The sequence below is a fragment of the Burkholderia sp. 28_3 genome (assembly GCF_003253915.1).
Lineage (GTDB): Bacteria > Pseudomonadota > Gammaproteobacteria > Burkholderiales > Burkholderiaceae > Burkholderia > Burkholderia cenocepacia.
In genome coordinates, this window is the sequence record NZ_QKZF01000004.1 from 69,249 (window position 1) to 89,766 (window position 20,518).

The 20,518-nt window shown below is 67.1% G+C and carries 18 protein-coding genes; 6 read left to right on the top strand and 12 right to left on the bottom strand.

All coding sequences use genetic code 11. The features are described 5' to 3' along the window. Nucleotides 1-4 precede the first annotated feature (4 nt). A complete protein-coding gene (locus tag DFS13_RS10980; protein ID WP_034202699.1) occupies nucleotides 5-1,300 on the top strand; it encodes an O-acetylhomoserine aminocarboxypropyltransferase/cysteine synthase family protein in 1,296 nt (431 codons plus the stop codon). Between the two features lie 164 nt (nucleotides 1,301-1,464). Beyond that, the gene (locus DFS13_RS10985) at nucleotides 1,465-2,187 is read left to right on the top strand and encodes a ZIP family metal transporter (RefSeq protein WP_060212689.1); all 723 of its coding nucleotides are present in this window, start codon (nucleotides 1,465-1,467) and stop codon (nucleotides 2,185-2,187) included. Between the two features lie 25 nt (nucleotides 2,188-2,212). Here DFS13_RS10985 and DFS13_RS10990 read toward each other — a convergent pair whose 3' ends face one another. Further along, a complete protein-coding gene (locus tag DFS13_RS10990) occupies nucleotides 2,213-2,716 on the bottom strand; it encodes a hypothetical protein (RefSeq protein WP_060212990.1) in 504 nt (167 codons plus the stop codon). 27 nt (nucleotides 2,717-2,743) lie between these two features. Further along, nucleotides 2,744-3,019 carry a DUF4148 domain-containing protein gene (locus DFS13_RS10995; RefSeq protein ID WP_006490480.1) on the bottom strand — a complete coding sequence of 92 codons (276 nt, stop codon included), beginning with the start codon at nucleotides 3,017-3,019 and terminating at the stop codon, nucleotides 2,744-2,746. Nucleotides 3,020-3,334: 315 nt separating this feature from the next. On the opposite strand from DFS13_RS10995, the gene DFS13_RS11000 reads away from it, so the two are divergent. After that, complete coding sequence (locus DFS13_RS11000; RefSeq protein ID WP_060212691.1) at nucleotides 3,335-4,495, top strand: porin; 1,161 nt, start codon at nucleotides 3,335-3,337, stop codon at nucleotides 4,493-4,495. Between the two features lie 200 nt (nucleotides 4,496-4,695). Here DFS13_RS11000 and DFS13_RS11005 read toward each other — a convergent pair whose 3' ends face one another. After that, nucleotides 4,696-5,139: a hypothetical protein gene (locus DFS13_RS11005; RefSeq protein ID WP_021033473.1), complete on the bottom strand. Its 444-nt coding sequence runs from the start codon at nucleotides 5,137-5,139 to the stop codon at nucleotides 4,696-4,698. Nucleotides 5,140-5,231: 92 nt separating this feature from the next. On the opposite strand from DFS13_RS11005, the gene DFS13_RS11010 reads away from it, so the two are divergent. Beyond that, the gene (locus DFS13_RS11010) at nucleotides 5,232-5,519 is read left to right on the top strand and encodes a DUF4148 domain-containing protein (protein ID WP_006490475.1); all 288 of its coding nucleotides are present in this window, start codon (nucleotides 5,232-5,234) and stop codon (nucleotides 5,517-5,519) included. A 79-nt stretch (nucleotides 5,520-5,598) separates the two neighbouring features. On the opposite strand, the gene DFS13_RS11015 is transcribed toward DFS13_RS11010, so the two are convergent. From DFS13_RS11015 to DFS13_RS11035, 5 genes are all read right to left on the bottom strand, one after another. After that, nucleotides 5,599-7,023, bottom strand: a complete 1,425-nt coding sequence (locus tag DFS13_RS11015) for a heavy metal sensor histidine kinase (protein WP_084751330.1) — start codon at nucleotides 7,021-7,023, stop codon at nucleotides 5,599-5,601. After that, nucleotides 7,020-7,703 (bottom strand): heavy metal response regulator transcription factor IrlR, encoded by a 684-nt coding sequence (irlR, locus tag DFS13_RS11020; RefSeq protein ID WP_006490455.1) that lies wholly within the window; start codon nucleotides 7,701-7,703, stop codon nucleotides 7,020-7,022. Before irlR ends, DFS13_RS11015 begins: the two co-directional genes overlap by 4 nt. Next, a complete protein-coding gene (locus DFS13_RS11025; protein WP_006490482.1) occupies nucleotides 7,703-10,915 on the bottom strand; it encodes an efflux RND transporter permease subunit in 3,213 nt (1,070 codons plus the stop codon). Before DFS13_RS11025 ends, irlR begins: the two co-directional genes overlap by 1 nt. 128 nt (nucleotides 10,916-11,043) lie before the next feature. Continuing rightward, entirely contained in the window at nucleotides 11,044-12,513 is a 1,470-nt protein-coding gene (locus DFS13_RS11030; protein ID WP_060212695.1) for an efflux RND transporter periplasmic adaptor subunit, read from the bottom strand. 26 nt (nucleotides 12,514-12,539) lie between these two features. Further along, the gene (locus DFS13_RS11035) at nucleotides 12,540-13,847 is read right to left on the bottom strand and encodes a TolC family protein (RefSeq protein ID WP_060212698.1); all 1,308 of its coding nucleotides are present in this window, start codon (nucleotides 13,845-13,847) and stop codon (nucleotides 12,540-12,542) included. Between the two features lie 301 nt (nucleotides 13,848-14,148). Here DFS13_RS11035 and DFS13_RS11040 point away from each other — a divergent pair, with 301 nt between their 5' ends. Both DFS13_RS11040 and DFS13_RS11045 read left to right on the top strand, forming a co-directional pair. Then, nucleotides 14,149-14,865 (top strand): M35 family metallo-endopeptidase, encoded by a 717-nt coding sequence (locus DFS13_RS11040; RefSeq protein WP_060212700.1) that lies wholly within the window; start codon nucleotides 14,149-14,151, stop codon nucleotides 14,863-14,865. Nucleotides 14,866-14,880: 15 nt separating this feature from the next. After that, nucleotides 14,881-15,330 carry an OmpA family protein gene (locus tag DFS13_RS11045; protein ID WP_012493149.1) on the top strand — a complete coding sequence of 150 codons (450 nt, stop codon included), beginning with the start codon at nucleotides 14,881-14,883 and terminating at the stop codon, nucleotides 15,328-15,330. 163 nt (nucleotides 15,331-15,493) lie between these two features. Here DFS13_RS11045 and DFS13_RS11050 read toward each other — a convergent pair whose 3' ends face one another. From DFS13_RS11050 to DFS13_RS11065, 4 genes are all read right to left on the bottom strand, one after another. After that, entirely contained in the window at nucleotides 15,494-16,684 is a 1,191-nt protein-coding gene (locus DFS13_RS11050; protein ID WP_060212703.1) for a phosphotransferase enzyme family protein, read from the bottom strand. A 36-nt stretch (nucleotides 16,685-16,720) separates the two neighbouring features. Then, nucleotides 16,721-17,353, bottom strand: a complete 633-nt coding sequence (gene pnuC, locus DFS13_RS11055) for a nicotinamide riboside transporter PnuC (RefSeq protein ID WP_006496092.1) — start codon at nucleotides 17,351-17,353, stop codon at nucleotides 16,721-16,723. 59 nt (nucleotides 17,354-17,412) lie between these two features. Then, a complete protein-coding gene (locus DFS13_RS11060) occupies nucleotides 17,413-19,644 on the bottom strand; it encodes a TonB-dependent siderophore receptor (RefSeq protein ID WP_060212705.1) in 2,232 nt (743 codons plus the stop codon). Between the two features lie 602 nt (nucleotides 19,645-20,246). Continuing rightward, nucleotides 20,247-20,450, bottom strand: coding sequence for a DUF2970 domain-containing protein (locus tag DFS13_RS11065; protein WP_006486164.1), 204 nt, complete (start codon nucleotides 20,448-20,450; stop codon nucleotides 20,247-20,249). Between the last annotated feature and the right edge of the window lie 68 nt (nucleotides 20,451-20,518).

Below are 20,518 nucleotides of genomic sequence, written 5' to 3' on the forward strand. Positions count from 1 at the left end.
ACCCATGACCGATCAGGCCAAGCCGAACTGGCGCCTCGAAACCATCGCCGTGCACGGCGGTTATCGTCCCGACCCGACCACGCGCGCGGTCGCCGTCCCGATCTACCAGACCGTTGCGTACGCATTCGACGACACGCAGCACGGCGCCGACCTGTTCGACCTGAAGGTCCAGGGCAACATCTACACGCGGATCATGAACCCGACGACGGACGTGCTCGAGCAGCGGATCGCCGCGCTCGAGGGCGGCATCGGCGCGCTCGCGCTCGCGTCGGGGCAGGCCGCCGTCACGTACGCGATCCAGACGATCGCCGAAGCCGGCGACAACATCGTGTCCGCGAGTTCGCTGTATGGCGGCACCTACAACCTGTTCGCGCACACGCTGCCGCAATACGGGATCGCCACGCGTTTCGCCGACCCGCGCGACCCCGCGTCGTTCGAACCGCTGATCGATGCGCGCACGAAGGCGATCTTCGCGGAATCGGTCGGCAACCCGCTCGGCAACGTCACCGACATCGCCGCGCTCGCGGCAGTCGCGCATCGCCACGGCATCCCGCTGATCGTCGACAACACGGTGCCGTCGCCGTACCTGCTGCGACCGTTCGAGCACGGCGCGGACATCGTCGTGCACTCGCTGACGAAGTATCTCGGCGGGCACGGCACGAGCCTCGGCGGCGCGATCGTCGATTCGGGCAAGTTCCCGTGGGCCGACCACGCGGACCGCTTCAAGCGGCTGAACGAGCCGGACGTCAGCTATCACGGCGTCGTCTATACCGAAGCGTTCGGGCCGGCCGCGTATATCGGCCGCGCCCGCGTGGTGCCGCTGCGCAACATGGGCGCGGCGATCTCGCCGTTCAACGCGTTCCAGATCCTGCAGGGAATCGAGACGCTCGCGTTGCGTATCGAACGCATCAGCGACAACGCGCTGAAGATCGCGCAGCATCTCGCGCGCCACGAGCACGTCGAATGGGTGAACTATGCGGGCTTGCCCGATCATCCCGATCATCCGCTCGTCGCGCGCTACCTGTCGGGCCGCGCGCCGGGCATCCTGACGTTCGGCGTGAAGGGCGGCCGCGACGGCGGCGCGAAGTTCCAGGATGCGCTGAAGCTGTTCACGCGGCTCGTCAACATCGGCGATACGAAGTCGCTCGCGACGCACCCGGCCTCGACCACGCATCGTCAGTTGTCGCCGGCCGAACTCGCGAAGGCCGGCGTGAAGGAGGAAACGGTGCGGCTGTCGATCGGCATCGAGCATATCGACGACCTGCTCGCCGATCTCGACCAGGCGCTCGCGCAGCTTTGACCGCAACGGGCGCGCCGGCCGCTTGCCGGTGCGTCCGCATCAAACCGCTTGACTCTGGAGCGGCTTCAAGGTGTTCAATCCCCGGTTGATGCCGGGGCGATGCCCGGTGTGTACGATCGTGCGACGCAGCGTCCGCTGCGCCACGCCAACCGCCGAGAGGACTCATGACACCGACCGCGAAGCTCGCGCTGCTCACGTTACCGCCCGTGCTGGCGGCCTGTTTCGGCGCCCTCGCGGCCGCGTGGCGCGCGCCCGGCGCGAAAACGTCGAGCGTGATCCAGCATTTCACCGGCGGCATCGTGTTCGCGGCCGCCGCGCTCGAACTGCTGCCGCAGGACCGCGCACATGCGCTGTTTCCGGTCGTCATCGGCTTCGTGCTGGGCCTTGCGCTGATGCTGGCGATCCGCGCGCTGTCGGGCGCGATCGAGACGCGCTTCGAGACGGCGCGGTTGCCGGTGAGCCTGATCATCGTCACCGCGATCGACCTCGCCGTCGACGGCCTGGTGCTCGGCATCGCCTTTTCCGCGAGCGACGAAAGCGGCATCATCCTGACCGTCGCGCTGACGCTCGAGGTGCTGTTCCTCGCGCTGTCGGTCAGCGCGGCGCTGGCCGCGGCCGGCATCGGCCGCTTGCTGTCGATCGTCGTGCCGGTCGCGCTCGCGGCGCTGCTGAGCGTCGCGGCCGTGGCCGGCAATGCGGCGTTCGCCGGGCTGCCGGCGAATATCTATGCGGCGCTGCTGGGGCTCGGCACGGTCGCGCTGTTGTACCTCGTCACCGAGGAACTGCTGGTCGAAGCGCACGAAGTGCCCGAGACACCGTTCGCGACGGCTGCGTTCTTCATCGGCTTCATCGTGTTCTTCCTGATCGAAGGATCGGTGAAAGCCTGACGCGCCGCGCTCGACGGCGCGACGGCTACCAGGTCGTCGCGCCGGTCGGATAGGTATCGACGATCCGCGTGCCGTTGACCGGCGTGACACCCGCGTTGCGCAGCGCGGTCCACAGATCGATCGCATGTTCGCGCGATTTGCGGCTGCCGTCGTCGGTCAGCACGTTCAGCGCGACCACTTCGTCGCGCGTGGTCAGTTGCAGTTGTTCCTTCAGCTTGCGTGACTGATGCGATGCGGTGCGAACGTCGCCAAGCACGATCGCCTTCGCCGCGACGGTCGACTCGTCGCCGGCATCGGCCGGCACGAACGTCAGCCGGCCGTTGGCGACTTCGCATTGCCCACGCGTGAACGTCGCAGTCCACGCGCCGGCCGGCACGGCCGCGAACTCGCAACGCATCCGCTCGTTCGCGCGGCTGCCGGCGTCGTGCGCCGGCGCGTGCGACAGCGCGCGTTCCGGCCAGCCTGCCGCCATCGCGGCCGTCGACATCAGGCATGCCGCCAGCACGATTCCCTTCGCGACATTGCGCATCGCGCTCTCCTTTCCGTCGATCAACGTTCAAAGCACCGCGAAGCGGTTGTCGTGTGCATCGACCATCGGCATCTTCTCGCCGCGATGAACGGTCGCGCGATGAATCTCCTGATTGCGCGCGACGGCGGCCGGACTCGCCGGATAGTCGTGATTCGGGCTCGGAATCACGCCGTCGTGACGCGCGCGCACCAGTTCCTGAATCACTTCCTGACGGCTCTTCGGCTGCGCGGCCACGGCTTGGGAGAACGCTGCAATCGACAGCGCGGCGGCGGCAATGACGATCATCGGACGCGGGATGTTCATGTTGGGGCTCCTTGCTGGAATGCCGTGACTGGAGCCTTCACTTTGATCCCGCGGCGGTGCGGATCCGTGATCGCCTGATGACGGTTTCGTCATCGTTCACGCATCTTTCACATCGCAGTGCGAATGAAATTCACCGCACGTTTCAGCGCGCATGACATTGCGATGACATTTTTCTCATTTGTCCCTCACCGTCACGATCCGAACGCTTTCCAGAATCGCCACCGCAATCGCGATATTCCGGCCCGTCGCGACACAGGTTCGGCGCCGGCATCGAACGATGCACGAAACGATCATCTTGAACTTCAGGGACACACCATGAAAACTCCGGTTCGACTCGTCATGATGTCAGGGGCGCTGCTGACGACCGCGCATGCGGCGCAGGCAACGGAAGTCACGCTGTACGGCCTGTTCGATACGTCGCTGACGGTCGTGTGGAACGCCGATGCGCAGGGCAATAACCTCGTCGGCCTCGGCAACGGCAACCTGCTCGGCAACCGCTTCGGCGTGAAAGGCGCGGAGGATCTCGGCGGCGGGCTGAAGGCGATCTTTACGCTGGAAAACGGCTTCAACCCGAACACCGGCGCGCTCGGGCAAGGCAACCGGATGTTCGGTCGGCAAGCGTTCGTCGGGCTGGAAAGCGCGCGCTGGGGGACGCTGACGCTCGGCCGCCAGTACGACGCGCTCGCCGATGTCGCGTGGCCGATCACCGGCGATTTCTACTTCGGCAGCGTGTACGCGACACCCGGCGACGTCGACAACTACGACACGTCGTCGCGCACCGACAACGCGGTGAAGTACACGTCGCCCGTGGTCGGCGGCTTCCAGTTCGTCGGCATGTACGCGCTCGGCGGTGTGGCCGGCAAGAGCGGCGCCGGCCAAACCTGGTCGGCCGGCCTGTCGTACAACCATGGCCCGTTCGACGCGGCGGGCGGCTACTACTATGCGGCCAACCGCGCCTCGCTCGCCAACGGCGTCCGGACCGGCTGGAACGGCACGTCGGACGGCACGTTCGACGGGTCGCTGGTCAACGGCGGCTACCTCTCCGCGAAGTCGATCGGCATCGCACGCGGCGCGTTGCGCTACACCTTCGCGCCGTTCACGGTCGGTATCGACTACAGCAATGCGCAGTACAAGGCCGATGCGATGTCGGCCTTTCGCAGCACGCAGAAATACGACACCGCGCGCGGATTCTTCAACTATCAGGCAACCGCCAGCCTGCTCGTCGGCGTCGGCTACAGCTACACGAAAGCCCGCGGCGATACGAGCGCGACCTACCATCAGGTGTCCGCCGGCGCCGACTACGTGCTGTCGAAGCGCACCGATCTCTATGCGGTCGGCGCGTGGCAGCGCGCGAACGGCGAACAGCGCACGCCCGACGGCGGCACGCAGGCGGCCCAGGCGTCGATCGGCTCGTACGGCTACGGCGGCACGCGTACGCAGGGCATCCTCAATCTCGGGTTGCGCCACCGGTTCTGACTGCGACAGCCAACCCTGCGCGCTGCGTGACGAAAATTTCATGTTCCGATCAGGTTCGCGATGCGTCGCGTCGCTACGATCGGAACGGTAGCGGGCCATGCCCGTTTCCGTCCACGCAGCGGGTCGCTGCCGCACGGCACGATCACGCATTAGGCCCGGGCTCGCCGAGTACCGGGCTTTTTTTTACGCGGGCCCGACGATCACGGTGCGGAATTGCGCCGCGGGTACACGCACGGATGCGTTTTCACATACAGGTTCGGATTGCCGCAGCGATGCCCGGCATAGTCGATTTGCTCGCCCGGCGTCAGATCGGCCGGCGCGGGCTTGCGCGCGGCAGCAGGGGGGGTGACCGTGGCGCCGGAACGTGTCGATGCGCAACCCGAGAACAACGGGACGATCAGGACTGCGATCAAGGCGAGGCGAATGGCGGGACGATGCAATTTTCGGTCCGGAATGAAGGTCTGAACGACGCCGTCCGCGCTCGATGCTGCTGGCGCGACCGGCACGAACGCCGCCGGCGCGGTCGGCCAGCGGCAGGCTTCATGTTCCGCTTCCCGCTCATCGCACCCATGACGCGAACATGACGGTTGCGTCATGTCGTTCGAGACCGCATGACGCGTTCTTGCCTCCGCAATCTGACGCATTTTTCATCTCGCGATCACGATCACGCACGGCTGCTTTCGCATACTGGGTCCATGGTTCGCCACCCGGCGGCCCTGAACAAGGAGAGCACTCGATGAAAACGGCAAAACTCGCAGCACTGTTCGTCACCGCCACGCTGTCGCTCGGCATGGCCACCCAGGCGGCGTTCGCCCAGACGCAACCGCAAGGCAAGTCCCGCGCGCAGGTCGTCAACGAACTGAAGCAGGCGCAGCACGACGGCGTCGTGCCGACGAGCAAGACGCAGTACCCGCCGACCGGCGAGATCGTCGCGCGCAACAAGGAACTTCACGGGATTTCGGTGCATGGCGGCGAGAAGAAGCCGCAGACCGACAATCACGACAACCTGACCGCGAAGCAATGATGACCGGCCACATGGCCGCGGGCAGCGCGCCGCGCGCGGCCCTCTTGCGGCAAACGCGCGGGCGTCGCCGCCCGCGCTGTCAGGTGCTGATGGCGGCCGGCCGTTGCGGTTCGGCCGGCCGGCGCGGAAAGCGCAGCCAGAAGGTCGTGCGGCGGCCCGGCTCGCTGTCGACGCCGCATTCGCCGCCGTGATTGTCCATGATCGACCGGACGATCGCGAGGCCGAGCCCCGTGCCCGACGCCGAATTGTGCCGCGACGGATCGACGCGATAAAAGCGCTCGAAAATCCGCCCGACATGTTCCGCGGCGATGCCGGGCCCCGTATCCGACACGGCGATCGTCGTCGCGCCGCCCTGCTCGACGCAGTCGATCGTCACGACGCTGCCGCGCGGCGCATAGGTCAGCGCATTCGACAGCAGGTTGCTCAACGCGCGCTGGTACAGCGTCAGGTCCGCATCGACCCACGCGTGGCCGTCGACCTTCACCGTCACGCCTTCGTCTTCCGCCAGCGGCTCGTAGTAGCCCGCCACCCGCTCCGCCTCCTCCGCCGCATTCAGGCGCCGCACGCTGATCGACGTGCCGGCCTGCTCCGAACGCGCGAGAAACAGCATGTCCTCGATCATCCGCGACAGCCGCTGGTATTCGTCGATGCTCGACTCGATCACGCTCCGGTATTCGTCCGCGCCGCGCGGCTGCGACAGCACGACTTGCGCGGCCGCCTGCAGGTTCGTCAGCGGCGTGCGCATGTCGTGCGCGAGGTTCGACGAGAACTGGCTCAGCCGCGTGAACGATTCGTTCAGCCGCGCGAGCATCCCGTTGAACGCGTGCTCGAGCTCCTTCAGCTCGCCTGACGTATCGAGTTCCGGCAGCGGATGCGCGAGCCGGCTCGTCGACATCTGCTCCGCGCGCGCCGCGAACCGCCGCAGCGGGCTCAGCCCGAGCGCCGCGATGCCATAGGCGATCACGGCCGCGAGCACCACGCCGAACACCTCGATCACGACGATCGTATAAGCATGCGTGCGCAACAGCAGCACGTCGGCGCTGCGATCGTACTGCACGGCGACGCGCACCACGGGCGCACCGGCGCCGGCCAGCGGCACGGTCGTCAGCAGATACTGGTGCCGCGCGGCCGGCGGCGCGACGCCGACCGGCACGCGGCCCGCGTTCATCGACATCAGCGGCGCATACGGACGAAAGCCCGGCGTGCCGACGAGGCGCGTACCGGCGGCATCGAAGATCGCGAGATCCATGTTCGGATGACCGTGCAACTGGTCGATCCAGATATCGGTGTTGCGCGCGACGTCGGCCGTCGTGCGCGCCTCGGCCAGGTGCGCCCCCAGGGCGGCGGAAATGCCGGCCATCTGCTCGGCCGCCGTCGTTTCGACGCGGTTGCTCAGCGCCTCGTACAGCGCGACGCCGCTCGACGCGAGGATCACCGACGTCGACAGGATGATCAGCGCGGTCAGGCGGCCGCGCAGCGTCCGCGGCAGCAGGCGCGCGATCATGCGGCCGCGCCGCCGCGCGCTTCGAGCACGTAGCCCATGCCGCGCACCGTGTGGATCAGCTTCGGTTCGTACGCGTCGTCGATCTTCGAGCGCAGCCGGCGGATCGCCGAATCGACGACGTTCGTGTCGCTGTTGAAATTCATGTCCCACACCTGCGACGCGATCGTCGCGCGCGGCAGGATCTCGCCTTCGCGGCGCATCAGCAGCCACAGCAGCGCGAACTCCTTCGCGGTCAGCAGGATCGTGTCGCCCTGCCGCGTGGCCTTGCGGCGCGTCAGGTCGAGTTCGAGATCGGCCACGCGCAGCGTGTTCGAGTCGCGCGGCTGGCCGCGCCGCAGGATCGACTTGATGCGTGCGGTCAGCTCGACGAAGTCGAACGGTTTCGCGAGATAGTCGTCCGCGCCAAGTTCGAGCCCCTTCACGCGATCGCCGACGTCGTCGCGCGCGGTGAGGAACAGCACGGGCGTCGACTTGCTGCGCCGCAGGTTCTGCAGCAGCGTCCAGCCGTCCTGCCCGGGCAGCATCACGTCGAGCACGAGCAGGTCGTACTCCTCCGTTTCGGCCTGGTGCTGGCCCGTGATGCCGTCCTCGACCCAGTCGACGACGTAGCCGGCCTCGGTCAGGCCCTTGCGCAGATACGCGCCCGTCTTCGGTTCATCCTCGACAATCAGAATTCGCATCACGCATTACCCTTGAAGAAACCCAGCCGGCGCAGCACGCCCGCGCCGAAGCCGCCACGCAACGCCGCGCGCCACGACACCGCATGGCTGACCCGGTACAGCACCGGCAGCACCAGCAGCGTCAGCGCCGTGGACGACAGGATACCGCCGATCACGACCGTCGCAAGCGGACGCTGCACTTCGGCGCCGGTGCCGGTCGCGAACGCCATCGGCAGGAAGCCGAGCGACGCGACCAGCGCGGTCATCAGCACGGGGCGCAGCCGCGTGAGCGCGCCGTCGTGCACCGCGGCGTCGAGCGGCATCCCTTCGTCGCGCAGGTTGCGGATGAACGAGATCATCACGAGACCGTTGAGCACGGCCACGCCGGACAACGCGATGAAGCCGACCGCCGCCGTGATCGACAGCGGAATTCCGCGCAGCCACAGCGACACGACGCCGCCGCTCAGCGCGAACGGAATGCCGGTGAACACCAGCAGCCCGTCCTTCACGTTGTTGAACATCACGAACAGCAGCACGAACACCATGAACAGCGCGAGCGGCACGACGAGCTTCAGGCGCTCGCTCGCGCTCTGCAACTGCTCGAACTGGCCGCCCCACGACACCCAGTAGCCGGCCGGCACGCGCACGTCCTGCTGCAACTGCTCGCGCGCATCGGCGACGAACGAGCCGACGTCGCGACCGCGCACGTTCGCGCTGACCACCACCCGGCGCTTGCCGTCCTCGCGGCTGATCTGGTTCGGGCCCGGCGCCACGTCGATCGTCGCAAGCTCTGCGAGCGGCACGTACGGCGCCGCCGCGAGCGGTGCGCTGGCGCCGGCGGCCGGCGCGGGCAGCGCGATCGGCAGCCGCTTGATCGCCTCGATGTCGGAGCGCAGCTCGTCGGGCAGCCGCACGACGATGTCGAAGCGACGGTCGCCCTGGAACAGCGTGCCGGCCTTCTGCCCGCCGACGGCCGCGGCCACCGAATCCTGCAGGTCGGCCACGCTCACGCCGTAGCGCGCGAGCTTGTCGCGGTCGAGGTTGACGGTCAACACCGGCAGGCCCGTGGTCTGCTCGACCTTCACCTCCGACGCGCCCGGCACCTTCTGCAACGCGGCCGCGATCTGCTCGCCGGTCTGGTTCAGCACGGCCATGTCGTCGCCGAAGATTTTCACGGCGACGTCGCTGCGCACGCCGGAGATCAGTTCGTTGAAGCGCAGCTGGATCGGCTGCGAGAATTCGTATGCGTTGCCCGGCAGCTCGGCGAGCGCTTCCTCGATCTCGCGCACGAGCTGGTCGCGCGGCTTCTTCGGGTCGGGCCACCGGTCGGCCGGCTTCAGCATGATGTAGCCGTCCGACAGGTTCGGCGGCATCGGGTCGGCCGCGATCTCGGCCGTGCCGGTACGGGCGAACACGCGCTCGATCTCCGGGAAGCGCGCCTTCAGCGTCTTCTCGATCGCCTTCTGCATCTCGATCGATTGCGACAGGCTCGTGCCGGGAATCCGCAGCGCGGACACGGCCAGATCGCCCTCGTTGAGGCTCGGGATAAATTCGCTGCCGAGCCGCGTCGCGAGCCCGAGCGTGACCAGCACGATCGCGCCCGCGCCGATCATCACGCGCGTCGGGCGCGTCATGAACGCGGCGAGCACCGGTTCGTACGCGCGCCGCGCCCAGCCCATCAGCCGGTTCTCCTTCTCCTCGACCCGCTCGCCGATGAACAACGCGACGGCCGCCGGAATGAACGTGACGGTCAGCACCATCGCGGCGGCGAGCGCCATCACGACGGTCGTCGCCATCGGATGGAACATCTTGCCTTCCACGCCGGTCAGCGCGAAGATCGGCAGGTACACGACCATGATGATCAGTTGCCCGAAGATCAGCGCGCGGCGCGCCTCCTGCGACGCGCCGAACACTTCGGCAAAACGCTCGTCGCGCGTGAGCGGCCGCCCGGCCGCCGACTGCGCATGCGCGAGCCGCCGCACGCAGTTCTCGACGATCACCACCGCGCCGTCGACGATGATCCCGAAGTCGAGCGCGCCGAGGCTCATCAGGTTCGCGCTCACCTTCGCGTTGACCATCCCGGTGAAGGTCATCAGCATCGACAGCGGAATCACGAGCGCGGTGATCAGCGCCGCGCGGATGTTGCCGAGGAACAGGAACAGCACGGCGATCACGAGCACCGCGCCTTCGAGCAGGTTCTTCTTCACCGTCGCGACGGCCTTCTCGACGAGCACCGTGCGGTCGTACACCGGAATCGCCTTCACGCCGGCCGGCAGCGTGCGGTTCACGTCCTCCATCTTCGCCGCGACGGCCTTCGACACCGTGCGGCTGTTCTCGCCCATCAGCATGAACACCGTGCCGAGCACGACTTCCTCGCCGTTCGACGTCGCGGCGCCGGTGCGCAGTTCGCGGCCGATGTCGACCACGCCGACGTCCTTCATCCGCACCGGCACGCCGCCGACGTTGGTCAGCACGATGTTCGCGATGTCGTCGACGGTGCGCGCCTGGCCCGGCACGCGCACCAGATACTGCTCGCCGCGCTTTTCGATGTAGCCGGCGCCGACGTTGTCGTTGTTGCGCTCCAGCGCGCGCACGACGTCGGCGAGCGTCAGCCCGTACGACATCAGCTTCGCCGGATTCGGCGCGACGCGATATTCCTTCACGTAGCCGCCGATCGAGTTCACCTCGGTCACGCCGCGCACGTTGCGCAACTGCGGCCGCACGACCCAGTCCTGCAGCTCGCGCAGGTCGGCCGCCGTATAGCGCGTGCCGTCGGGCTTGCGCGCGTCGGCGTCGGCCTCGACGGTCCACAGGTAGATCTCGCCGAGGCCGGTCGACGTCGGCCCCATCGCGGGTGCGATGCCGGCCGGCAGCTTGTCCTTCGCTTCCTGGATGCGCTCGTTGACGAGTTGCCGCGCGAAGTAGATGTCGGTGCCGTCCTTGAAGATCACGGTGACCTGCGACAGCCCGTAGCGCGAGATCGAGCGCGTCTGTTCCAGCCCCGGCAGCCCGGCCATCACGGTCTCGACCGGATACGTGATGCGCTGCTCGGCCTCGAGCGGCGAGTAGCCGGGCGCGGACGTGTTGATCTGCACCTGCACGTTGGTGATGTCGGGCACGGCGTCGATCGGCAGCCGCTGGTAGCTGAACACGCCCAGCGCGGCCACGGCCGCGATCGCCAGCATCACGAGCCAGCGGTGCGCAATCGCGAAGCGGATCAGGCGCTCAAACATGTCGGGATTCCTTGAAACGAGGCACGGTCGCCCGTACCGGGCGGGCCGCGCGGCCCGTCACCCGGCGGACCGGAAAGCGGGCCGCATAGCGGGCCGCCAGTCGCGCCACGACGCACGCGTATTGCTGCTCATTCATGTTCCGCGCTCCCCTTGCCGAGTTCCGCCTTCAGCACGAAGCTGTTCGATGCCGCGTATTCCTGGCCGGGCTTGAGCCCCTTCAGCACTTCGGTCGCGCGTTCGTCGCGCCGCCCTGTTTCGACGGCCTGCGCGACGAAGCCCTTCGGCGAGCGCACGAATACCGACGGCGCGCCGTCGACGTCCTGCAGCGCGTCGCTCGCGACCGCGAGCGGCACACCCTGCTTGCCCGCGTCGACCGACACGTTCACGAACATCCCCGGCCGCCACACGCGGTCCGGGTTCGGCAGCACGACGCGCGCCGGCGCGGTGCGCGTCTGCTCGCCGAGCAGCGAACCCACGTACGCGATCGGGCCGCTCGAGCGCGATTCGAACGCGGTCGCGATCACCGTTGCGTCGCGACCGACGCGCACGTCGTTGAGCCGCTGCGCGGGCACCGCCATCTCGGCCCATACGGTCGACAGATCGGAAATCACGAACATGCTCGCGTCCGCGGCAATCGCCTCGCCGGGCGTCGCATGCTTCTCGACGATCGTGCCCGCGAACGGCGCGCGCAGTTCATACCGGTTCAGCGCGCCCGCGCCGACCGGTGCATTCAGCGCGGCGAGCTTCTGCCGCGCGTTCTGCACGGCGATCTCGGCCTCGCGCAACTGCACCTGCGCCTGCTGATAATCCTGCTCGGCCGAAATGCGTTCCTGCCACAGCGTGCGTTCGCGCTCGTAGGTTGCGCGCGCCCCCGACAGCCGGCGCTCGGCCGTCAGCAACTCGCTGCGGCGGTCGGCCAGATCGGTGCTCGCGATCACCGCGAGCACCTGCCCCTTCGCGACGTTCTGCCCGAGCGATACCGATACCTGCTCGACGATGCCGGCCACGCGCGGCACCACGTGCGCGGTGCGATCCTCGTTGAACCTGATTTCGCCGGGAAGCTGGAACGGCGTCGCGATCTGCGCGGGGCCGGCTTTCGCGAGCGCGATCTTCGACGTCGCCAGTTGCGCGTCGGTCAGCGCGATCGCGCCGTCGGCGCGCGCGAACGGGAACGACGCGGCGTCGTTGCCGGCCTTCACGTCGATCGTCGCATCGAACACGTGCGGCTTCGCGATCGACTGCGCGGACACGAACTTCGGGCCGGCCGCGTCGAACCGCAACGGTTCGTGCGTGCGGTCGTAGCGCACCAGCGTGCCGGACACGGTCACGCCCTTGTCCACCGGCTTGCCGTCGACGAACGGATAGACGACGAGCCGCGCGTCGCCGGGCTTTTCCGTCATCACGATCTCGACGGACAGCTTGCCGCGCTTGAGTACGACACCGCCGCGCGCGCCGGCGCCGGCGGCCGGCTGCACGACTTCGGCGGCGGTCGGCGCGGATGCACCGCCGCCGCCCCGCGTGACGGCGAGCGCGCCGATCACGATCCCTGCGCCGCCGAGCACGGCCGTCGCAATAACGAAGATTCTGCTGCGTGACATGATGATCCTTCAGGTAGGAGGGGCGCTTATCGCGCGACGGCCGCGAGCGGCGTGCCGACGAGGCGGCCGATATCGGCGCGGGCCGCATGGGCGCCGGCGAGCGCGCGCACGTATTGCGACTGCCCCTGGAACAGCGTGCGCTGGGCGTCGAGCACGTCGAGGAAGCTGAACTTCCCGAGTTCGTAGCCGCGCGACATCGCATCGAGCGCAAGGCGCGCGGCCGGCAGGATGTCGGACTTCAGCCGCTGCGCTTCCTGCTCGGCCGCCTCGAAATTCGCGTATGCCTGCGTCAACTCCAGCCGCAGGCGGGTGCGTTCGCGATCGAGATCGGCGTTCGCGCGCTCGGCCTTGTGCGTCGCCTCGAGCAGCGCGCCCTTGTTCGTGTTGAACAGCGGAATCGGGATCGACACGCCGACCACCGCCTGGTTGTCCGGCACGCCGCCGGTGGTCACGCGCTTCACGCCGGCGCTGACCGTCACGTCCGGAATGCGCCGCGCGCGTTCGAGCGATATGGCCGCGTTCGAGCGCAGCATCTCGGCGCGCGCGACCCGCGCGAGCGGCGCATCGTCGAGTTGCGCGGTCAGCGCGGACAACGGCTCGACCGGCGGCACGGTTTCCAGGTCGCCGAGCACCGCGAGCCGGTCGTTGCGCGCCTCGCCCATCACCGCGTTCAGTTTCTCGCGCGCGACCTCGACACGGCCGCGCGCGGTCACGACTTCGATCTGCACGCCGGCCGCCGCGACCTGCGCCTTGGTCGCCTCGACCGGCGACACCTTGCCGGCCTGCGCGCGGCGCCCCGCGAGGTCCGCCGAACGCGCGGCGATCGCGGCCGACTCCTCGGTCACCTGAAGCTGGCGCTGCGCGGCGAGCAGCCCGTAGAACGCAGCGATCACGTCGGCGCGCACGGCGGCGCCCTGGTCGTCGAGCGACGCGCTGGCCGCCTCCCGGCCGTATGACGCGACGTCGAGCCGCGCGCGGCGCTTGCCGCCCAGCTCGATGGTCTGGTTGATCAATGCGGTGGACGTGCGTTCGGCGCGGCTGAAACCTTCCTGTAGGAACGACACTTCGGGGTTCGGCCGCGCGCCGGCCTGCATCAGCGCGCCGGCCGATGCATCGACATCCGCGCGCGCGCCGCGCAGCGCCGGATTGTTCCGGGCCGCGACCGCGAGCGCGTCGGACAACGTCAACGACGACGCAGGAAGCGCATCGGACGGCGGTGCGCCGATCGGCGCGGCGGCGGCAGCCGGGGCCGGCCCCGGCGACAGCGATGGCTGCGCATGAGCCGTCGCGGCCATCGCGAAAACGATGGCCACGGCGAGGTAGGGCTTGAGCATGTTCGGTTCTGCGGTAACGGTTTGCGACCGATGCTACGGACCAGCCGCAGTGCGAACATGAGGCGAAGATGATATTTCCGTCATGTTTGGTGCGATGTACTCGCCGAATCGACGTGCATATTTGCTCGGACGGTCACGTCAGCAAAAAAATATCTTTCTAAATTTAGAATTAGTTCTATAGACGTATTCGCTCGAAAAGATGACTGTTCAAGGCCCCGGTAACACGAACAAAACCATGCTGCTCTATGACCTCAAGGTCGTGCTACCCGCTTGAAAACCTACGAATCGAGACTTTGAATCAATGAAAAACCTCTTCGATCACAACAAGTACGACTTTGACGCTAACGAAGAAAAAGAATGGTTTCTCGTTCACTCCGGAGCCGTCACCAACACAAACCCGGGATCGATGGTTGACGTTTACATCAACACAACACCCATCTGCCCCAACATGACCAATCGACAATTTAGAATTACGGCATCGCGACTACTTAAATGGTCCATAATTCTGGTTGAACGCAGGATTACCGATCTGAAGCGATATGACAAAACAACCAAGGACAGAATGATCTATTGGTTCAATCGATGCGATGAAAATACACGACAATACCTTCTCGACGGCTTCTCACGACATCTCTCCATTCTCAAAACGCTAACACCACACCATTTCGTTCGAAGTGATCCGAATCTCGATAGAATGTTAGGTTGTGTTCCGAACATGGTCGATATCGACAATGAAGCCGCTCACGTTTGCGGGCCCAACACGGAACGCAGGCTTATCAGTATTGCGATGAAGTTTTGTACCGGCTTACGCGATCAGAATATGTTCGGAGATTCCCGCCTATCCACGGTCATTCACGAAGTCACTCACTTCGTCGATACCTTCGGTAGCGGCGACCCTCGTTACGGGCTCGATCCCACGGCGGCCGCATGGGCAAGGGCCAATCCCGACCAGGCATTGAGGAACGCGGATACACTCACAGGATTCGTGATTTACGGCGAAGAATTATTTGCAGAGTAAGGAGCCGAATTCATCATGAGAATTTTTATTGCGTCACTAATCGCAACTATCGCAACGCCGTTCCTTTTCCCGGCAAGCTCTGCGGCGGAATGTCAGGAGTCACAAAATCTGCCATCACGGCAATTTTTCGTAGCCTTCCCCCACAACAGCCACGAGATCTCAGAATCCGAGCAAATACGAATTGGACAATGGATTTCAGCAATGAACTCCGATTATCCAATACAAAACTGGATCACTATAATTGGGAGCGCTTCCAAGATTGAGGCCAATCCGGTACGACTTGCAACGAAACGGGCTTCCGCGACGGCGAAAGTCGTCATAGACGACGGTCTGACAAACGCACCGCTTCAGATAAAAACGCAAATTTACCCCGCCAGCAGTACAGCCGGATCGACGTCGGAAACACGTGAAGTCACCATTCAAGTGAGCCCCGGCTGCCTTGACAACTGCTGTACCGGCCATTGACATGAAGTCGGCTCATTCACTGCCCCCGCGCTCGCGTTGACCCGTGTACCTCCAACGCTCGCGTGCAACGGTCCATCGAACCCATCCGGACGAGCGTTTGATGTTCGATTCGAGCGATATGTCAATCAGCGAACCCGGGAAGCTATCCGTGCACTCTCGAGAATCAAACGCGCCCTTGCTTCCCCCGCCGTCGCCGCACAAGCCAGTCGAGCAGTTGCCGCCCGTCGCGTTCGCCGAACCAGCGCGCGTGCCCGATCAGGTAGCCGTCGTACGCGATGTCGACGATCGCCGGCGCGTCGATGATGCAGCCGAAATACGCGACTTCCGACAGCGCGAACTCCGTATGCACGATCGGCAACAACGCGACCAGCGCCGCATACGCGTCGTCGCTCAGCGGTTCGAGCGATTCGTAGCCGTCGAGCAGCGCGTCGATCTGGTCGTATTCGACGCGCCGCGCATCGGCCGGCGCTATCCAGTCGACCGTATTGCGCTCGATCGCGAGCGCGAGGTCCATCACCGCGCAGGTGCGGTCCGACAGGCCGAAATCGAGCACGGTCCGCACCTGCGCGCCGGGCCCCGCATCGGTCCACAGCAGGTTCGACGCATGCCAGTCGCCGTGCGTCCACAGCGGCGGCAACGCGGGCAGCAGCGGCACGAGGCGCGCGTGATACGGGCCAATCGCATCGGCCACGTCACCACGCCAGTCGCGCGCGCCCAGCGCGCGCACCAGCAGCGGCTGCGCATCGACCCAGCGTTCGAGCGCGCCCGCCAGGTCGGTGGACGATAGCACGCGAAAACTCGACAGCAGCGTGCGCACGGGCCGTGCGGGCGCATCGTAGCCGGCCGACGCGCGATGCAGTTCGGCCAGCGCGCGGCCGGCCGCGTACGCATGCGAAGGATGCGTGAACGGCTGCCACGACATCACGCCGCGATACGGATCGACGCCGGGCGCGAGAACATGCACCTCGTATGTCCATTCGCCGGACGCGAACGCGGTCGCACCATTGCGATCGGCCAGCACGTCCACCACCGGCATCCCGCGCTCGCGCAGATGCGCGATGAAGCGATGCTCTTCCTCCAGCCCCGCGACATCGCGCAGGCTCGCGTGATGACGCTTGACGAACAACCCGCGCCCGTCCGCCATCCGCACCAGCACCGCTGCCGCGAACTGCCGCGGGCTATGCCACGTCAGCCGTACCGGCTCGCCCGCGCCGTCGATCCGCGCGAGCACGGCCGCCACCTCGTCGTGCGTCATCAGCGGCCAGTCGCGTTCGGCCTGCTCGCCGTCCACGCCGAATTGCGGCGGTGCGACGTCACGCGACAGGGGGCCGTCCGGCTCGAGGGGGAATGACATGACCGACGTTGCTCCGTAGTTGAATCCGTGCGTGAATCAGCGGGCGCCGCCGCCCGATGCGCGCGGGCCGCCCGCGGCTGCCCGCAATGCGGCGGCCGTGCGGCTCCAGTCGCGCCAGCCGACCACCGCCAGCCCGATGAACAGCGCATAGAGTCCGGCCGTCAGATACAGCTCCTTGAACATGAACATCCCGACGTAGACGACGTTCACGACGATCCACAGCCCCCACGACGCGATGTAGCGCCGCGCGGTCCAGTATTGCGCGACGAGGCTGAACGCGGTCAGCGACGCATCGACGAACGGCAGCGCCGCATCGGTCCAGCGCGCCATCATCCCGCCGAGCAACGCGCTGCCGATGACCGCCGCGACCAGGTCGGGCAGCATCCTGAGCGGCCGTACGCCGGTGACGGGCGCGACATCGCCGGCTGGCGCCGCCTCGCCGTCGGCCTCGCTCGCGCGCTGCGCGAGCCAGCGCTGCCAGCCGTACACCTGCAGCACCGCGAACGCACCCTGCAGCAACATGTCCGAGTACAGCTTCGCGTCGAAGAAGATCCAGCCGTACAGCGCGACCGACGCGAGGCCGACCGGCCAGCACAGCATGCGCCGCTTCGCGGTCAGCCAGATCGCGAGCGCGCTGACGATCACGCCGGCGATTTCGAGTGGGGACATCGTCTGTGCTCTCCTGGTGGGCTGCCGGGGCCGCGCGTCACGCGGCCGATGCCGGTCGGTCAGAAATCATAGGTCAACGATACGCGCGCGGTGCGCGGCGCACCCGGGAACAGGTACGCATCGCCCTGCTGCTCGCCTGCGTCGCGCCAGTAGAACTTGTTGAACAGATTGTCCACCGACACGCGCAACACCGTGCGATGGCCGCCGATCTTCGTCGTATAACGCGCGCCGAGATTGAACACGAACCACGACGGCACGCGCGCGGTGCCTTCCTCGTTCGCGTTGCGCGCCGCGCTGTATTCCACGCCGCCGAGCACGTTCAGGCCCGCGACGCCCGGCACCGCGTAGTCCGCATACAGCGACGCGCGCAGCGCGGGCACGTTGATGATCTGGTGCCCTTCGTAGGCGGGCGAGCCCGAATCGACCGCGCGGGCGCGAATCGCCGCGACGCTGGCCGTCAGCCCCAAGCGCTCGGTCACGCGCCCGGCCGCGCCGAGTTCGATCCCCTGGTGCCGCTGCGTGCCGCGCTGCACGAACGTGTAGGACGTGCCCGACGCGTCGGGGTCGGCGAACTGGAACGGCTTGCTGATCGAGAACACGGCGGCCGTGAGGCTGAGCCGGTCGAGCCAGTCGTATTTCGCGCCGACCTCGAACTGGTGCGATTCGACGGGCGGCAGGAACGCATACGCGTTGGTCGCGCGCACCGGCGCCTGATCGCCGAGCGACAGCGCCTTGCTGTACGACGCATACAGCGACAGCACGTTCACCGGCTTGTAGACGAGCGCGACCTGCGGCAGGAACACCGAGCGGTCGGTATGCGTCGTCTCGCCGTCGAGGCTGCTCCAGCTGCGCTGCCGCAGCAGCACTTCCTTGCCGCCCGCGAGCACCTGCCAGTGTTCGCCGATGCTGATGCGATCGAGCCCGAACACGCCGTACTGCCACGCGTCGAGGCGCGGGTACGACGGCCCGGGCGAATTCGGCGACGGCGAAAAGGTCAGGTCGGGCCCGTAGACGTTCTCGCTGCCGACGTAGTCGTACACGGCGTCGGCCATGTGCACGACGCGGCGCTGCACGCTCACGCCGAGCGTCAGCTCGTGCCGCAGCGGCCCCGTCGCGAACTTGCCGGTCGTGACCGCGCGCAGATCGTCGTTGCGCCGGTATTCGCCGGGGCTGCGGAAATCGTACACGTCGTAGTCGCCGTTCGCGCCGAAGAAGAACGGCGACGTCGCGCCGGCCGCGCAGCTTGCCGCATACGAACAGCCGTACGCGAACGCGCTGTTGTCGTCGATCATCGTGCGGCTGCGGCCCGCGGCGATATAGGCCTTCCAGTCGTCGTTGAACTGGTAGTCGAAACGCGCATTCAGGTTCAGCGCATCGGTCGTCACCGGCTTCGCCCACGGCTGCGTGCCGAGCGCCTTCGACGTCGTCTTGACCGACGGCACGACGGTGCCGCCGAGCAACTGGTAACCGGGCGCGGAACGCTGGATCCATTGCTGGAATTCGGCATTGAGCTGCAGGCTCGCGCGCGGGCTGATGTCCCAGTCGGCGGCGATCGAGCCGAACGTGCGTCGCCCGTTCGTGCCGTCGATATAGGAGTGCATGTTCTCCTTCGCCGCATTGATCCGGAACCCGAACTGATGGTCGGGGCCGAAGCGCCGGCCGAGATCGACGGCCGCCGACGTCGAGCCGCGGCTGTCGACGCCGCCCGTCACGCTCGCCACGTTCGCGGAGCGCTTGGTCACGAAGTTGATCACGCCGCCCGGCGCGACGACGCCGCTGTCGATGCCCGCGAGGCCCTTCAGGATCTCGACGCGCTCCTTGTTCTCGAGCGGCACGTTCTGCTCGCCGGACACCGTCAGCCCGTCGATCCGGATCGCGCTCGCGAGATCGACCGGAAAACCGCGGATCGCGAAGCCTTCGAAATAGCCGACCGGCGCATAGTCGTTGACCACCGACGCATCGTTGCGTACGACGTCGCTCAGCCGCTTTGCCTGCTGGTCGTCGATCAGCGCGCGCGTGATCACGTTCACCGACGCCGGCGTGTCGCGCAGCGGCGCGTCGTCGAGCCCCGCGACCGACGCTTCGCGCGCGCGCAGCGGGTGGCCGCGCTCGCCGCTCACCGTGATCGCGGGCAGCGTCGCGTTGCCCGCCGCGTCGGCGCCCGGCGCGGGCGTGTCGCCCTGGGCCGCGGCCGCCTGCGCCGCGAAAAGCGTGACGCCGAGACCGACACCGAGCCCGACTTTCGCGCGCCGCCGCCGTGCGGGCGCCGCTGTTGTTCTATTCACCGTCATTGTTCTGGATGGAAAACTCGCCACTCGATCTGTCGAAACCCGTTACGAAGCTGCGAAGCGTGCGCCCGCGAATGCCGCCGGACACGTGCGTCGACACGATATTCATCAGACGAACCGGACCTTGCGGCACGCAGGCGGGCCGACCGGTCGGAACAACGCAGGATGGGACATCGGATTCGGATGACGCGCCGGGAACCGACGCAGCGGCCGACGGGTTCGTCGGATGCCTGTCGGCCGGCCGGCTGCCTCGCGCGGTCGTGTCATGCGGGGGACGCTTCGAACGCCCCGGTGCGGGCGGCGGGCACTCACGCCGGCCGTTCATCGGAACGGCGGCCTGCCCGGCGCGCGACATCGCGGCGTGGCGCGCATTTTACCCCGGGCGCGGCGAAGGGCCGCGGAATCGGGCGGAACGGGAAACGGGGAAGGGGGGAACAGGGACAGGCGGTTCGGGCGGTGCGACGACGGTGGCGATGTGGTCGTGATGTGGCCGCGATGCCGGTGGTGCCGTGCCGGCCACTGACATCCGCGCGATCGTGCGCCGATCAGGCGACCTCGAACCGGAGCGGCAATGGCGGCGCGCTACCGGCTCACCGGCCGCTCGCTCAGAAACCCTGCATCGTCACGGTCGGATCGACGACCAGATGCACGACGCCGTAAATCACCGCGCCGACCAGCAGCGCAAGCAGGATCGCCACGAACGGCAGCAGCGTGAAGTTGGCGTTCGCGAGGTCGGTCGCGTGCGCCTTGCTGTTGCGCACGCCGAAGAAACTCCACAGGACCAGGCGGACCATGCCGAGCAGTTTCATGATGGGCTCCTTTATCGAATCGGTTGACGCTATCGTCGATCCGGACGGCATCCGAAAAAAGAAGCAGT

Coding starts and splice junctions, on each gene's coding strand:
- DFS13_RS10980 (WP_034202699.1), top strand. CDS start 5: ATGACCGATCAGGCCAAGCCGAACTGGCGCCTCGAAACCATCGCCGTG.
- DFS13_RS10985 (WP_060212689.1), top strand. CDS start 1,465: ATGACACCGACCGCGAAGCTCGCGCTGCTCACGTTACCGCCCGTGCTG.
- DFS13_RS10990 (WP_060212990.1), bottom strand. CDS start 2,716: ATGCGCAATGTCGCGAAGGGAATCGTGCTGGCGGCATGCCTGATGTCG.
- DFS13_RS10995 (WP_006490480.1), bottom strand. CDS start 3,019: ATGAACATCCCGCGTCCGATGATCGTCATTGCCGCCGCCGCGCTGTCG.
- DFS13_RS11000 (WP_060212691.1), top strand. CDS start 3,335: ATGAAAACTCCGGTTCGACTCGTCATGATGTCAGGGGCGCTGCTGACG.
- DFS13_RS11005 (WP_021033473.1), bottom strand. CDS start 5,139: ATGCGTCAGATTGCGGAGGCAAGAACGCGTCATGCGGTCTCGAACGAC.
- DFS13_RS11010 (WP_006490475.1), top strand. CDS start 5,232: ATGAAAACGGCAAAACTCGCAGCACTGTTCGTCACCGCCACGCTGTCG.
- DFS13_RS11015 (WP_084751330.1), bottom strand. CDS start 7,023: ATGATCGCGCGCCTGCTGCCGCGGACGCTGCGCGGCCGCCTGACCGCG.
- irlR (WP_006490455.1), bottom strand. CDS start 7,703: ATGCGAATTCTGATTGTCGAGGATGAACCGAAGACGGGCGCGTATCTG.
- DFS13_RS11025 (WP_006490482.1), bottom strand. CDS start 10,915: ATGTTTGAGCGCCTGATCCGCTTCGCGATTGCGCACCGCTGGCTCGTG.
- DFS13_RS11030 (WP_060212695.1), bottom strand. CDS start 12,513: ATGTCACGCAGCAGAATCTTCGTTATTGCGACGGCCGTGCTCGGCGGC.
- DFS13_RS11035 (WP_060212698.1), bottom strand. CDS start 13,847: ATGCTCAAGCCCTACCTCGCCGTGGCCATCGTTTTCGCGATGGCCGCG.
- DFS13_RS11040 (WP_060212700.1), top strand. CDS start 14,149: ATGAAAAACCTCTTCGATCACAACAAGTACGACTTTGACGCTAACGAA.
- DFS13_RS11045 (WP_012493149.1), top strand. CDS start 14,881: ATGAGAATTTTTATTGCGTCACTAATCGCAACTATCGCAACGCCGTTC.
- DFS13_RS11050 (WP_060212703.1), bottom strand. CDS start 16,684: ATGTCATTCCCCCTCGAGCCGGACGGCCCCCTGTCGCGTGACGTCGCA.
- pnuC (WP_006496092.1), bottom strand. CDS start 17,353: ATGTCCCCACTCGAAATCGCCGGCGTGATCGTCAGCGCGCTCGCGATC.
- DFS13_RS11060 (WP_060212705.1), bottom strand. CDS start 19,644: ATGACGGTGAATAGAACAACAGCGGCGCCCGCACGGCGGCGGCGCGCG.
- DFS13_RS11065 (WP_006486164.1), bottom strand. CDS start 20,450: ATGAAACTGCTCGGCATGGTCCGCCTGGTCCTGTGGAGTTTCTTCGGC.